We start from the raw sequence: 13,915 nt of genomic DNA on the forward strand, positions 1-13,915 counted from the left end.
CAGCGGCTTACGGCCGGCGGGGATATCGCAGTTGCGAAGATAGCAGGCTGGGGCTTCAGGTCAAAGGCGACCGTTTGTCTAATCTATTGCGCCGGCAGGATCGCGATCGACAGCGAATTGTCCTTGGCGCCGCTGACCTGGAGCACGAAGGGCTTGTCCGAGAGCTCATATTTCATGGTCTTGCGGATGCCCTGGCAATCGGTGGCGCCGCTGAAGGCCACGGGCTTGAGGAAATGCCCGTCCTGGACCACGTCGACCCAGGCTCCGGAGGAGAGGCTGATCGTGTAGAGCCCGGCCTTCGCCGCCTTGATGCTGGTGAAGCCGGCGAAGGTGCCGTCCTTCGGCGCCCGCTCCGGCGGCGTCGGCAGCTTGGCGTCCTGAGGCGCGACCAGCCCCAGCGTGATGGCGGCCGCCGGCAGCGCAGCCTGCTCGGCCCCCGAGGCCAGCTTGGTCCGGTCCGGCGCCGTCAGCGCCGCGCGCTCACGCTCGATCGGCCATTTGAACTTGTCGCAGCCGCTCGGCTCCTCGGCGGCCAGAGCGGAGGTCGCACTGAGCGAAAGCACAGCGAGGAGGGCGAGGATGCGCATGTCAAATCTCATCGTTGGCCGCGCGCGGGCGCGGCTTGCGGAAAGTCTTCGCGTGAAACGGGATGCGCATCCCGGGATGCCGCGGGCTTACGGCCAGGGCGGCAAACCGATCTTAGCGCATTTGATTGGAGCGAACCAACCAACTACTTCGTCATCTCGGGTCGCGCGCCCAATCGCAACTGTCGTCCCGGACAAGCGCAGCGAAGCGGAGCGCCGATCCGGGACCCATAGCCACAGTCAGGTGTGTTACGGGGATTCGGAGTGACCTGCTTCGGGCCACACGTCTTCCTGTGGTTATGCGACGAGCGCAAGCGCTCGCGCAGGGGTCCCGGGCTCGCTTCGCGCCCCGGGACGACACCGAGAGGGAGGCGGCAGCACGCCCAACTGCCCTACGGCTTCGCATCCCCTGCATGCAGCACCGCCTTGCAGGCCGCGGGCATCTGCGCCAGCGTCATCGGCGGCTTTGGCTTCGGCGGCTCCGGCGGCGGTTTTGGATGCAGCACGGCGTCCGAGAACCAATAAGCGAGGTCGGACGGCTTGCAGCCCTCGTCGTCGGATTGCGACGGCTGGCCCTCGCAGTCGCCGGCGCCCGCCGGGCAGCGCATGCGGATGTGGAAGTGATAGTCGTGGCCCCACCACGGCCTGATCTTCGACAGCCACGAACGGTCGCCCTTGGCCTCGCGACACAGCGCCTTCTTGATCGCGGCATTGACGAAGATGCGCTGCACCGCCGGCTCCTGTGCCGCGTCGCGCAGCACCAGCACATGGCTAGGTGTGAACACCTTCGGATCGACGTCGAGCCGGTCCGGCCGCACCATCATCACCGCCGACATCTCCTCGCGCTCCTCGCGCGAGAGCCGCCGGTCCGGCATCGGCGTCAGCCAGATGTCGGCGTCTAACCCGATCTGGTGGCTGGCATGGCCCGACAGCGCCGGGCCGCCGCGCGGCTGGCCGATGTCGCCGACCAAAATGCCCGGCCAGCCCGCGTCCTTGTGCGCCTTGGCAGCCAGGCGCTTGATCAGCGCGATCATGTCAGGATAGCCGTAGTTGCGGTTGCGCGACAGCCGCATCACCTGCCAGTTGTCGCCGTTGAGCGGCATCTGCATGGCGCCGCCGATGCAGCCCTTGGTGTAGGAGCCGATGACATGCGCCGGCCCCGTCGAGGGCAGCAGTTTTCGCGCGAACAGCTCCTTGGCGCCGAGATGCGGATCGTTGGGATTGGCCAGCGGCGGCAGCGGCTTCGGGGTGACGCTGCCCTTGTCCTGGGCCAGCGCGTCGCCGGCGGCCAGGAGCGTCATGACGAGCAGGAGGGGAGCGATGCGGCGGGGACTCATGCTGACATCCTTATAACCCAACGCCGCGTCAGGGTTAAGAATTAGGCTCGTGGGCGCCGCCTTCACGGCGCGCGCAACACCACGATCCACATTTCCAACTAGGCCGTTGCAAAATTCTGTGTCGGTCGGCCGATTTTTAACGGCCCGATAACCTTAGACTGCATTGACCAAAATTCGTGCGCGGCGTGAGGAATAGACCCGGCCCGCATGCAATCGCGCGCGATCCCGGAAACGATTCACGCAGGCGCGCAATTTTGCGCCAGATCGCGTGCTGATTGCGACGCGCCGGTGGGCCTGGTGTGTCCGTAGACGCGGCCTGCGCCCTGCAAACAGGCAGACGGGAGCATGCGGGACCGGAGCCCGCCGTGGCCGGGCCGCCCAAGATTACTTTTTTTTCAGACACTTGCTCCAACACTTGCGGCCGCTGGGCGCGGCTAGGACGTGTGAAGTTGAGTTTGGGGTCCCAAAAAACAAAAAAGCGAAAGCGCAATGTGCTCGCCCGGGCTGGCCAACAGCCTCGCAAGCCGCGCTTTACGCGCGTGCGCCCTGCCGAACGAGACCTGCTCGTGCAGAGCCGCGCGGAAGCTGCCATCATCGAAGCGCGTAAATCGCATGAGCGGCTGCGCCAGGCCGTCGACCTGCTGCCGCAGGGCATCGTGATCCTCGACCCCGAAGGCCGCTACGTCCTCTGGAACAAGCAATATTCCGAGATCTACAGCAAGACCGCCGATCTGTTCGAAGAGGGCGCGCGCCTGGAAGACACGCTGCGCGTCGGCGTCGCCCGCGGCGACTATCCGGAAGCCGCCGGCCACGAGGACGAGTGGATCGCCGAGCGGCTGAAAAAGCTCTACGAGCCCGGCAAGCGCCACGAGCAGACGCTGTCGGACGGCCGCGTCATCCTGATCGAGGAGCGTCGCACCGAGGACGGCGGCGTCGTCGGCCTGCGCGTCGACATCACCGAGTTGAAGCGGCGCGAGGCCTCGTTCCGCCTGCTGTTCGACGGCAATCCCGTGCCCATGATCGTCTGTGCGCTGGACGACGAGCGTATCCTCGGCGTCAACGACGCCGCGATCGCGCATTACGGCTATAGCCGCGCCGAGTTCGAGAAGCTGACGATCCGAGCCTTGCAGGCCTTCGAGAGCGAGCCACCCTGGACCTCCGATCGCTCCAGCGACGAGCAGGTCGCGCGCACCTGGAAGCACGTCAAGGCCGACGGCGCGCTGATCGACCTTGCGATCTATTCGCGCGAACTGACCTATGCCGAGCGGCCCGCGGTGCTGCTCGCGCTGATGGACATCACCGAGCGCAAGCGCGCCGAGGCGCGGCTCGCCTTCATGGCCCAGCACGATGGCCTGACCGGCCTGCCCAACCGCAATCTGCTGCGCCAGCAGGTCGACGAGATGCTGCTGCACACACGGCGCAGCGCCGAGAAGGTCGCGCTGTTGATGCTGGGGCTCGACAATTTCAAGGCGGTCAACGACACGCTCGGGCATGCGATCGGCGACAAGCTCTTGCGCGGCGTCGCCAAACGGCTGCGCTCGACGCTGCGCGAAGAGGACGCGTTGGCGCGGCTCAACTCCGACGAGTTCGCGATCGTGCAGAGCGGGCTGACGCGACCCGAGGATGCGGCGGGCCTCGCAAAACGCCTGCTGGAGGCCATTTCCGACCCCTATCTGCTCGACGGCCATTCCGTGGTGATCGGCGCCTCGATCGGCATCGCGATGGCGCCGGGCGACGGCGATGACTCCGAGAAGCTGCTCAAGAGCGCCGACATGGCGTTGTCGCGCGCCAAGCAGGATGCGCGCGGCAGCTTCGCCTTCTTCGAGGCCGCGCTCGATGCGAAAGCGCAGAGCCGCCGCAAGATCGAGGTCGAGCTGCGCGATGCGATCCAGAGCGACGTGCTGCGCCCCTATTACCAGCCGCTGATCGATCTCCAGAGCGGCCGCATCACCGGCTTCGAGGCGCTGGTGCGCTGGCCGCATGCCGAGCGCGGCATGGTCTCGCCGGCCGAGTTCATCCCGGTCGCCGAGGACACCGGCCTGATCAATCCGCTCGGCGGATTGATGCTGCGCCGGGGCTGCCTGGATGCCGCGAGTTGGCCCGACGACGTCCGCGTCGCCGTCAATTTGTCGCCGCTGCAGTTCCGCAGCGGCAACCTGCTCTCGATGGTGACGGACGCGCTGAAGCAGTCCGGCCTGCCGCCGCGCCGGCTCGAGCTCGAGATCACCGAGACGCTGCTCCTGGAGAAGAGCGCCCAGGTGCTGGCGACGCTGCATGCGCTGCGCGCGCTCGGCGTGCGCATCTCCATGGACGATTTCGGTACCGGCTATTCCAGCCTCAGCTATCTGCGCAGCTTCCCCTTCGACAAGATCAAGATCGACCAGTCCTTCGTGCGCGACCTCGGCGCCAACCGCGAGGCGCAGGCGATCATCCGCTCCATCGTCAGTCTCGGCAAAGGTTTGGGTGTCACCATCACCGCCGAGGGCGTCGAGACCGAAGCCGAGCTGAGTTGTCTGCGCGCCGAGGGCTGCGACGAAGGGCAGGGTTTCCTGTTCAGCAAGGCCCGCCCGAATGCGGAGATCATCAGCCTCCTGGCCGCACAACGCGGCATCGATGCCGTCGACGAGGACGCCGCGCTGGTGGCGTGAGGCTTCACCTCTCCCCGTCTGCGGGGAGAGGTCGGAATGCGCGCATAGCGCGGATTCCGGGTGAGGGGGTACAGGTCTTCCGACGATCTCACCGGCGTTGCCGTCAACCCTACCGGGGACAGTGCCGGATGAACGTCACGTTCCTGGCGTACAGGTACGTGTAGGGGTCAACCTGGTCGAGCGCGTGGTGCTTCATCACCCAGTCGCGAACCTCGGGCGCGTAGGACGACATCATCAGCTGAGTCTCGCCCGGATTGATGCTGCGGTCGCCGTGATGCGCCGCGTGAAACATGAAGTAGCCGCTCGGGGTGATGCAGATCTTGTTGAGCGGAACGACCCCAAGAACCGTCGTGCAAGACGATTTGCAGCGGCCATCGATCACGACGCGATCATATTCCGCATTGACGTGCGTATATGTGTAGATGTGTGCGGCGGTGTTGCCGCCTGGGTCGTGAAGGTAATAGACCTGCTCCGCGTACGCGGTATCTGCCACGGCCAACGTGAAGAGGATCATACTGATCACGGTTGGAATCCGACGCATATCATCCCCCTTTGCTTGTCGCCAATCCCCTGAATGCACCGGACCGGATGCCGTTGCGATACGCTACTTCAAGCGGCTGAGCTGCATGATCAAATTGGGTTGAGCAGCGCCGGAAATCCAGCCCTGCACGCCCTGGTGCGATCGCCACATGGCGCCGAACTTGAGAGGACGAGCGGACTACGGCGCGGGCGTCGACAGGATCACCTTCCCCACATCCTCGTAATGCGTATCCCGCGCCTGGATCTGCTGCGCGATCGCATGCATGTCGCGAAAGCGACGCTCGAACGGATTGCTGCGGAACACGGCCGTCGCGCCGGCCATGTGATAGGCGGTGTCGACCACCTTTGCCGATTGGTGGATCGTCCAGGTCGCCGCGAGCCGCACCGCGCTGCGATGCGCCGCGCTGAATTCGCCGGTCGCGACGAGATCGCGCCACATCGCATTCGCCGTCGCATAGAGATAGGCGCGCGCGGCGCGCAGATCCGCCTCGGTGCGGCCGATCAGGCCCTGGACCGCCCCGTTGTCCCGCATGGCGCTTGCCGCGAGCGACTGATGTTTTCCGCGCGCGAGCGCGATGGCCGCATCCAGCGTGGCACGCGCGACGCCGAGCGAGACCGCGGCAAAACCGAGACTGAACGTCGAGCCGGTGCCGATCCTGTAGAGCGGACCCGGCTCGCGCAGCGCCGGCGTCACGTCGCGGAACGCGGTGAAGCGCTCGGGGATGAACAGGTCGCGCACCTCGTAGGAATCCGTGCCGGTGCCGGCGAGCCCGATCGCCTGCCAGACGTCGTGCAGCACCGCGCTTGCGACCGGAAACAGGATGGTGCGCACCTCCGGCGATCCCTCGGCATTCTTGCGCGGCACTCCGTCGCCATCGACGATGCGCACATGCGCGCCCAGCCAGCTCGCCTGCCGCGAGCCCGAGGCAAAATCCCAGCGCGCGGTGACCCGATAGCCGCCCGCGACGGCGCGCGCCTCGTGTGCGATCGCGCCCCAGGCGAGGATGCCGGGCGGTGTGTTGAAGATCTCCTGCGCGGTATCGTGATCGAGCCAGGCCGCGATCATCGCGCAGACGCTGCATTGGCCGAGGCACCAGGCCGTGGACGCATCCGCCTTCGCCACCTCCTCCAGCATTTGCATGAAGCTCTCGATCGGGGCTTCCGCGCCGCCGAGGCTTTGCGGCAGCAGCGCGCGATAGAGGCCGTTCTCGATCAGCGCGGAGGTGACCGCCGGCGTCAGCCGCCGCGTCCGCTCGATCTCATCCGCCTCGCCCGCGATCAGCGGCGCGAGAGCGCGGGTACGCTCGATGAGGCCCACTCCGGGAGTTGCGTTCATTGCTGCGCTTCCTCGCTCCTTCTGCCGTGAGCGGTAGATGCGCGATGGTGATCTATTTGATGCCTGGGATCAAGATTACATCCGGGGCCTGATTTGCAGGCCACCAACTTGCCCCCCCGTCACCCTGAGGTGCGAGCTGAGCGGCGCGAATGCGCCGCTGGGCGAGCCTCGAAGGGCGACGGCCCGGCTGCATCGTGGCCGTTCATCCTTCGAGGCTCGGCCTGCGCTGCGTTCGCATCGCATGCCTCGCGCCTCAGGATGACGGCGCTTAGACCGGCCTAGGTCGGATCATCCAGCCGCCGCTCCATGATGATCGTGCGCTCGTCACCATGATAGCTGTCGCGCACGGCACTGAACCCGAGCTTTGCGTAGAAAGCCTCGGCGGTGACCGACGAAGGAACGGTCAGCGAGGGAATGTTTCTCGCCCGCGCCGTCTGCTCGATCTCCGCCATCAGCAGCTTGCCGATCCCGCGCGCCTGAACGTCGGGAGCGACGAAGACCGTGCGCACCACGCTGCCGTCGAGGCTTGCCGTTCCGACGATGCGGCTGCCGATGCTGGCGACGAAAACGCGGCGCCTTCCGATCAGCTGCCGCACGGCGTCCGGACTGAAGCTGCGCGCGACCCGCGCGATGATCTCGTCGGTATAGTCTTTCGCGTTGGTTTCGCGCAGCGCGCGCAGGATCACGCCGCTGATGTCAGCTGCGTCGTCCTCGCGTGCGGGCCGGATCGTGTAGTTCATGGCCATGAGCTTGTCGCGCAATCGCAGTTAATGCTACCGTTGGTAGCATATTCGTAAGGTACCGTCCAAGAGGCACCGCATGACGAAGCCACCCCGACGCGACGCTCGCCCCGCCCCGGCCGTCACACGCGCCGTGGCGACCGGGCTGACGCTCGAGGACGCATCCATGGGCGACATCGTCGATGCGTTGGCGGGCGGGCACGTCACCGCCACGGCGCTGACTGAGGCCTATCTTGCGCGCATCGCGGCCTATGACCGCAACGGGCTCATGCTCAATTCCGTCCGCACGCTCAATCCCGACGCACGCGCGATCGCGGGCAAGCTCGACGGCGTCAGGCCGTCGGCCAAACGGCCGCTCGCGGGCGTGCCGATCCTGCTGAAGGACAACATCGCCACCGGCGACAAGCAGCCGACCACAGCGGGCTCGCTGGCGCTGGACGGCGCGCGCGCCAAGGGTGACGCCACCATCGTCAAGCTGCTGCGAAACGCCGGCGCCGTGATCCTCGGCAAGGCGAACCTGACGGAGTTCGCCAACATCCTCGCGATCGATATGCCGGGGGGCTATTCCTCGCTCGGCGGCCAGGTGAAGAATCCCTACGTGCCGACGCTGCTGGATGATCGGGGCATCCCGGTCGTCGACCCCGGTGGCTCGAGCTCGGGTTCGGCGGCAGCTGTCGCCGCCGGCCTGTGCGCGGCCTCGATCGGCACCGAGACCTCAGGCTCGCTGCTGCACCCTGCCAGCCGCAATGGCCTCGTCACCGTGAAGCCGACCGTTGGTTTGATCAGCCGCGCCGGCATCGTGCCGATCGCGCACAGCCAGGACACCGCCGGGCCGATGACGCGCACCGTGCGCGATGCAGCGATGCTGCTGAATGTGCTGGCGGCCAAGGATCCCCTCGATCCCGTGACGGAGCGGCAGCAGAGGCCCGCCGATTACACCGCCGACCTCGCACGCGATGCGATGAAGGGCGCGCGCATCGGCGTGCCGAGCGATCCCGCCGATCCCTTGAACGATCCCTACTACGGCAAGCTTCCGCCTGACGCTACGAAGTTAATGGCCGAGACCATCAAGATGCTCGAGGATCTCGGCGCCGTCATCGTGCGGGCCAGCATGTCGGCGGCGGGCTGGATGAGCGGACCGGGCACGATCATGGCCGTGCTCAATCGCAATCCGCTGAGCGGTAACAAGGGCAATGCGGTCGTGCAGCGGATCGTCTTCCTCTACGAGCTGAAGCATGATCTCAACCTCTACCTGAAGGATTGGGCGACCCACACCGACATCAAGACCATCGCGGACATCGTTGCCTTCAACGAGGCTCATGCCGACAAGGCGCTGCGCTTCGGCCACGACCTGTTCCTCGCCGCCAACAGCACCAGGGGCGATTTGAGCGAGCGCGAGTACAAATCGGCGCGCGCGATGGACCTCCTCACCGCCAGGACGCGCGGCATGGACGCCTACATGAACCAGCACAAGCTGGACGCCGTCCTGTTCCCCGGCGCGACCGGAGCGGCGATTGCCGCCAGGGCGGGCTATCCCAGCGTCGCGGTACCGGGCGGTTTCGTCTCGGGAGCCGACGGCAAAGGACACGCCCGACTATCCGCTCGGCGTCACCTTCGCTGGCCGCGCCTGGAGCGAGCACAAGCTGCTGCGTCTCGCCTACGCCTATGAACAGGCGTCGAACATGCGCAAGCCGCCGCCCGGTCTGCCCGCGCTTGAGGTGCAGTGACATCGGGTTCGGCCAAAGGGCCTCTCAGCCGTTCGGCAGCCACCACCCGAAGATCGCAACGACGAGGCACGCCGCGAGGCACACGGCCTGGTGGCCCATTTCCATCCAGTAGGAGACCGGCGCGGTGTCCCTCTGGACCACCTGTCGCGACCAGTCCAGCAGCCAGTCCACGAGATCGGGACTGAAAGCCCTGATTTCGCGCTCCGTATAGCCGTCCCGCAGCATGCGGCCGCAATCGACGCACAGATAGATCGCGACGATGCGAGCAACGACCTCACACAGGAAGAACCGCATGCATGGACCCGTTTCATCGGTGTCGCGCATCGATCGGCGGGATGCACGATGATGCTTTGGTGCGACCTGGTTTGGTGCGGCTGGATTTGCGGTTGGTTCAACCGCCGCGGCGTCCCCCGACGGTGATCGGGTCCGCCGGCGCCGCGCCTGCATTGAACCTCTCCGGCCTCCGGACGCACCAACGGCGCGTAAGTCCCGAAAAGCCGCGACGAAGGAGCGCGCGATGAAGGCCCTGAAAGCATCGATCCGTGTCGCGGTCACCGCGCTCGCCCTGAGCCTGTCGTTCGCCGCGCCGTCCCATGCCGAAGAGGACGAGGCGGGCACGCTCACGCGGCAGATGAAGCAGCTTTACCGGGCCGGGAAGTACACCGAAGCGCTGCCATTGGCCCAGAAATCCCTGGCCCTTCGTGAGAAGGAGTTCGGCCCCGACGATGCGAACGTCGCGATGCCGCTGAATGACCTCGGCACGATCCACTATAATCTCGGGCAATACGCGGTCGCCGAGCCGCTGTACAAGCGCGCGCTGGCGATCCGGGAGCGGACGCTCGGTCCGGATCATGCCGAAGTCGCGATGGTGCTGAACAATCTGGGCGATCTCTACCGCGCGGAAGAGCGTTACGCGGAAGCGGAGCCGCTGCTCAAGCGGTCGATCGCCATTGGCGAGAAAACCAATGATCCGTCGGTGGTGCTGGCGTTGAGCAATCTCGGCGCCGTCTACAGCAATGAAGGGCGGTACGACCAGGCGGTGCCGCTGTTCAAGCGCGGGCTCGCCATCCTCGAGAAAGCGCTCGGCCCCGACGATCCCGAAGCCACCGTGCTGATGAGCAATCTGGCCGATGCCTACATCCACCAGCATCGCTATGCCGATGCCGAGCGGCTGCTCAAGCGGGCGATGGCGGTGACCGAGAAGGCGTTCGGTCCCGATCATCCCGACGTCGCGCAGGCGCAGAACAATCTGGCCGCGCTCTACGCGCGTCAGGGCCGCAACACCGAGGCCGAGCGGTTGTTCAAGCGATCGGCGGCCGCGATGGAGAAGATGCTCGGGCCGAACCACCCGGATCTGGCGGAGGTGCTGGAGAACCTCGCCGGTCTCTACCGGGATCAGGGGCGCTATGCCGATGCCCAACAGGTCCTGAAACGGTCGATGGCCATTCGAGGCAAGACAAGGCCGATCTGACCAGCCATGCGCGACTTGATTTCCGCCATCGCCAAGAATCGTCCGATTTGCTCCATTCTCTCTGGCCTGATCACATTTGCGTTCATGGCGAATGCTTCGCCGGTCGCGGCCAGCGAATGGCGTTACGGCTGCCGGGGCGTGCTGCCGAGCGGCGATGCACCGGTCATCATCTTCAATCGCTCCTCGCTGATCATGTTGCCGAAGGGCTGGGTCGGCGGGCCGCTGCTCGGGGCGGTCAACGATCAGCTTTTGAGCGCGAGCTTCAGCGCAACCGACAACAATTCGGGGCTTGCCGCGACGATGGTGTTCAAGCGTGACGACCATCCCGACGAGAAGCTGACCCTGACCGAGACGTCGTCGAAGACGATCTCCGATGTCAACCGTCCGGCCGGCCATCAACCGCGCTCGGAGCAGATCACCACCTACCGCAAGGTCTATCGGTGGGTCAGCGACGGCATCTATCAGGGTCCGTACGACATCAAGATGGACTGCGTGAATTACGAGCTCTCGGCGCCCCGTCGATAGCGTTGCCTGGGGAGCGCAATGCGCCCCGACAGCCCCCAGCGGGCGGCGAGCAGTCGTGCCGACGACATTTTTCCAACTTTTTTGCGAATTGACGGCCGCACCATGTCGGCACGGACCGGTCTCGATCGTCCTTGGGGAGACACGTCCCGGGACGTGCTGGACACGGACCCGGCACATGTGAAAGTGATTTCGTCAATTCGAGCCATCAGAGCCGCAACTGGAGCAATGCCCATGAGGATCACCGTCGAAACCAGCGTCGCCGCCCCCATCGATCAGGTCTGGCGCGCCTATACGACGCCGGCCGACATCGTGAGGTGGAACGCCGCGTCCGACGATTGGCACACGACCAAGGCGACGGTGGACCTGCGGGAGGGCGGCCTCTTCTCGTCGCGCATGGAGGCCAAGGACGGCAGCATGGGTTTTGACTTCGCCGGCACCTACACGACGATCGTCGAGCACAAGCTGATCGAATATGCGTTCGGCGATCGCAAGGCCGAGGTCGAGTTCGTCCCCGGTCCGAAGGGCGTCACCGTCCGCGTCGTCTTCGATGCTGAAGAGACTCACTCGGTCGAGCAGCAGAAGGGCGGCTGGCAGGCGATCCTCGACAATTTTGCACGTTACGTCGCGGCGAAGCAGAAAGCGTCGTAAGGGCCTGCAGGGCGCTACGGTAGCCTCACGGGTTCACCGAACCATCGCACCGTAGCGCGAGCCGCTTCATCGAGGTCAGGCGGCTCCCCGCCGGCCCACGCCACGATGCCGTCCGGGCGCACGAGCAAAGCGCTCAACCCCAGTCGATCCTCAGGCTCGCCTGCAACATGATCGATCCGGCCGATCCAGCAGCGCGCAAGCGCCTGCAGCGATGGCTGGGCGCCGAAGTCCAGCAGCAGCCCTCGTCCTGTCCTGAGCAGCTCGCCCAGCCGCCTTCCATCGGCGAGTGCGAAATCGGGCGCGCTGCGGCCCACCAGAGGATGGGCATCGCCGAGATCGTAGCGGAGCGAGACGCCCCAGACGCGCTCGGCGAAATAGGTCGCGCCGTCGCGCGTGTCGATGAGGTCGCGGATGATCGCCTCCAACGCGCGCGAGCTCCTGCTCGGACGCATGAGGGCGACCTGGGCGCGCGACCAGTCGAGGATCTGTGCTCCCACCGGCTGCCGCTCGGCCGCATAGGTGTCGAGCAGGCCGGCCGAAGCATTGCCGCGAATGGTCGCGGCGAGCTTCCAGCCGAGGTTCATGGCATCGCCAAGGCCGAGGTTCAGGCCCTGGCCGCCCAGCGGCGAATGGATATGGGCGGCATCGCCCGCCAGCAAGACGCGGCGCTCGCGATAGCAGGTCGCCTGATGCGCGCGGTCGGTCCAGGTGGTGGCGAGCTGAAGGGCCGTCACGTTCACGTCGAGGCCCGAGATCTTGCGCAGCACCGCCTCGACATGGCCGCGGTCCGGTTCGCTACGGTGAGCGGCGCCACCGTCGAAATCGACCATGGCGATCGTGCCGGGCGCCGCATAGGTGTACATGCCCGACGCCGTGTAATGGCGGCCCGGCGCGAGTGCGGCCGGGTCGGCCAGCTCGACCAGCGCGGAATAGCCGGTGAATTCCGGATCGGTGCCGGCGAAACCGATACCGGCGGTCTTTCGCACCATGCTGCGTCCGCCGTCGCAGCCGACCAGCCAGCGACCCCGGACCATTCCGCCAGCCGTTGCAACGGTGACGCCATCGTCCGATTGCGTGAGAGCCTCGACGCCGCAGCCGCGCCGGATCTCGACGCCCAGCGTCCCCGCGCGCATGGCGAGAACGGCCTCGATGCTCGCCATGTCGGCCGCGATGCTGCCGATCGGACCGGGCAGGCGATACGGCCATTGCGCGCTGTCGATCTGGTCGTGGAAGAACTGGATGCCGGCGAAATGGCCGCCCGGGCGGCGCTGCTGCTGCATCCAGTGCGCGGCCGCCGGCGTGTCGCGGCCGGCGGCGCGGCGTGTGAGATCGTCCAGCAGGTCGCGGCGATCGAGGCTCTCGATGGTCGGCACCGAAAGCCCGCGCAGCCCGAACGGCAGGCCCTTGAGCGGCGAATGCGGATCCTGCGCCTTCTCCAGCACCAGCACCGAGCAGCCCGCAAGCCTGAGCTCACAGGCCAGGAACAGGCCGACCGGACCTGCGCCGGCAATGATGACGTCATAGGGGATGGTGTCGGGATTTTGCATGAATCGCTCCGTTGTCGATGTTCGACCGGAGCGTTTCCCGAACCCGAGGACCTCACGGACGAACGAGGGATCGCCTGACTGGCGACCGTTGTTCGTCGTGGGGATCTCGGGCGCGAGGCCAAAGACCAGAGCTTTCGTTACCGAGAGGACTTGGGCTTACCAGACCAAGTCTGCCTTTTCCGACATGGCCATTTAGCGTCGGGGCGCGGCTGCGTCAACGGGCGGCCGGCCGCGCTTCGCAGAGCTCATCCCATCTTCCGCGCTATTCGGCGGCGTGTCGTAAAGCGGCTTGCCCTTGTCGACGATGTGGACGGTCAGCAGCTTGATCGTCTTGTCACCGACGACCCTGTAGGCGCCGTGCGGTACGTCCCTTGCGTTCAAGCCGACAGAGCCTGTTGGGATAGGCACCTGCTTTCCGTCCGGCAGCTCAATCGTGCCGCCTTCGAGGAAGTAATACGATTCGTCGCCATGGTGGATGTGCCGGGTCGACGTCTCTCCGGGCTTTATTTCGCTGATGCTCGTGATGATTTCCATGTTGGTGCCGGTCAGGTCGCCCCGCTTCAGCTCCTTGCGGAACGGGGAGTCCCGAGCACTTGCGGTCGACACCAACGATGACGCCAAATCGGCTGCCACTACGATCTTCATGGAATACGTCCTCCCTGAAATCATGGTTCGTCTCGCCTTACGCTGCCCAGCTTCGCGGAATTCCTAATAAACGGCAAGGTTGTTGGCGGAAGTTCCTACACCCCGCATCGAGATGGCGAGCTTCCACGTCTTCGTCTACGATCCGAGCGCGCAATTCATCGGAGACG

The 13,915-nt window shown here is 65.9% G+C and carries 13 protein-coding genes; 5 read left to right on the forward strand and 8 right to left on the reverse strand.

Annotated features, from left to right (window positions below):
• Positions 1-83: 83 nt before the first annotated feature.
• Together BRAGE_RS0141550 and mepA are read right to left on the reverse strand one after the other, a co-directional pair.
• On the reverse strand, positions 84-587 hold the full coding sequence (locus BRAGE_RS0141550) for a hypothetical protein (RefSeq protein ID WP_027564240.1): 504 nt from the start codon (positions 585-587) through the stop codon (positions 84-86).
• A gap of 389 nt (positions 588-976) precedes the next feature.
• Positions 977-1,921 (reverse strand): penicillin-insensitive murein endopeptidase, encoded by a 945-nt coding sequence (mepA, locus tag BRAGE_RS0141555; protein ID WP_027564241.1) that lies wholly within the window; start codon positions 1,919-1,921, stop codon positions 977-979.
• A gap of 491 nt (positions 1,922-2,412) precedes the next feature.
• Here mepA and BRAGE_RS0141560 point away from each other — a divergent pair, with 491 nt between their 5' ends.
• Positions 2,413-4,569 (forward strand): EAL domain-containing protein, encoded by a 2,157-nt coding sequence (locus BRAGE_RS0141560; RefSeq protein ID WP_027564242.1) that lies wholly within the window; start codon positions 2,413-2,415, stop codon positions 4,567-4,569.
• A gap of 109 nt (positions 4,570-4,678) precedes the next feature.
• Here BRAGE_RS0141560 and BRAGE_RS0141565 read toward each other — a convergent pair whose 3' ends face one another.
• From BRAGE_RS0141565 to BRAGE_RS0141575, 3 genes are all read right to left on the reverse strand, one after another.
• Positions 4,679-5,083, reverse strand: a complete 405-nt coding sequence (locus BRAGE_RS0141565) for a hypothetical protein (protein WP_231164431.1) — start codon at positions 5,081-5,083, stop codon at positions 4,679-4,681.
• A 204-nt stretch (positions 5,084-5,287) separates the two neighbouring features.
• Entirely contained in the window at positions 5,288-6,445 is a 1,158-nt protein-coding gene (locus BRAGE_RS0141570) for an acyl-CoA dehydrogenase family protein (RefSeq protein ID WP_027564244.1), read from the reverse strand.
• A gap of 278 nt (positions 6,446-6,723) precedes the next feature.
• Entirely contained in the window at positions 6,724-7,185 is a 462-nt protein-coding gene (locus BRAGE_RS0141575) for a GNAT family N-acetyltransferase (RefSeq protein WP_027564245.1), read from the reverse strand.
• A gap of 79 nt (positions 7,186-7,264) precedes the next feature.
• Here BRAGE_RS0141575 and BRAGE_RS51035 point away from each other — a divergent pair, with 79 nt between their 5' ends.
• On the forward strand, positions 7,265-8,854 hold the full coding sequence (locus BRAGE_RS51035; protein WP_231164164.1) for an amidase family protein: 1,590 nt from the start codon (positions 7,265-7,267) through the stop codon (positions 8,852-8,854).
• Positions 8,855-8,936: 82 nt separating this feature from the next.
• Here the strand turns inward: BRAGE_RS51035 and BRAGE_RS0141585 are convergent, their stop codons facing one another.
• The gene (locus BRAGE_RS0141585; RefSeq protein ID WP_027564246.1) at positions 8,937-9,206 is read right to left on the reverse strand and encodes a hypothetical protein; all 270 of its coding nucleotides are present in this window, start codon (positions 9,204-9,206) and stop codon (positions 8,937-8,939) included.
• 223 nt (positions 9,207-9,429) lie between these two features.
• On the opposite strand from BRAGE_RS0141585, the gene BRAGE_RS0141590 reads away from it, so the two are divergent.
• The 3 genes from BRAGE_RS0141590 to BRAGE_RS0141600 all read left to right on the forward strand — a co-directional run bounded on the left by BRAGE_RS0141590 (position 9,430) and on the right by BRAGE_RS0141600 (position 11,556).
• On the forward strand, positions 9,430-10,383 hold the full coding sequence (locus tag BRAGE_RS0141590; protein WP_027564247.1) for a tetratricopeptide repeat protein: 954 nt from the start codon (positions 9,430-9,432) through the stop codon (positions 10,381-10,383).
• Between the two features lie 6 nt (positions 10,384-10,389).
• Positions 10,390-10,908 (forward strand): hypothetical protein, encoded by a 519-nt coding sequence (locus tag BRAGE_RS0141595; protein ID WP_027564248.1) that lies wholly within the window; start codon positions 10,390-10,392, stop codon positions 10,906-10,908.
• 231 nt (positions 10,909-11,139) lie between these two features.
• Complete coding sequence (locus tag BRAGE_RS0141600; RefSeq protein ID WP_027564249.1) at positions 11,140-11,556, forward strand: SRPBCC family protein; 417 nt, start codon at positions 11,140-11,142, stop codon at positions 11,554-11,556.
• Between the two features lie 14 nt (positions 11,557-11,570).
• On the opposite strand, the gene BRAGE_RS0141605 is transcribed toward BRAGE_RS0141600, so the two are convergent.
• Together BRAGE_RS0141605 and BRAGE_RS51040 are read right to left on the reverse strand one after the other, a co-directional pair.
• Entirely contained in the window at positions 11,571-13,103 is a 1,533-nt protein-coding gene (locus BRAGE_RS0141605) for an FAD-dependent monooxygenase (protein ID WP_027564250.1), read from the reverse strand.
• A gap of 192 nt (positions 13,104-13,295) precedes the next feature.
• Entirely contained in the window at positions 13,296-13,748 is a 453-nt protein-coding gene (locus tag BRAGE_RS51040) for a cupin domain-containing protein (protein ID WP_108914706.1), read from the reverse strand.
• Positions 13,749-13,915 lie beyond the last annotated feature (167 nt).

Origin of the sequence: Bradyrhizobium genosp. SA-4 str. CB756 (assembly GCF_000473125.1) — a bacterium.
In the GTDB taxonomy this organism is placed as follows: domain Bacteria; phylum Pseudomonadota; class Alphaproteobacteria; order Rhizobiales; family Xanthobacteraceae; genus Bradyrhizobium; species Bradyrhizobium arachidis.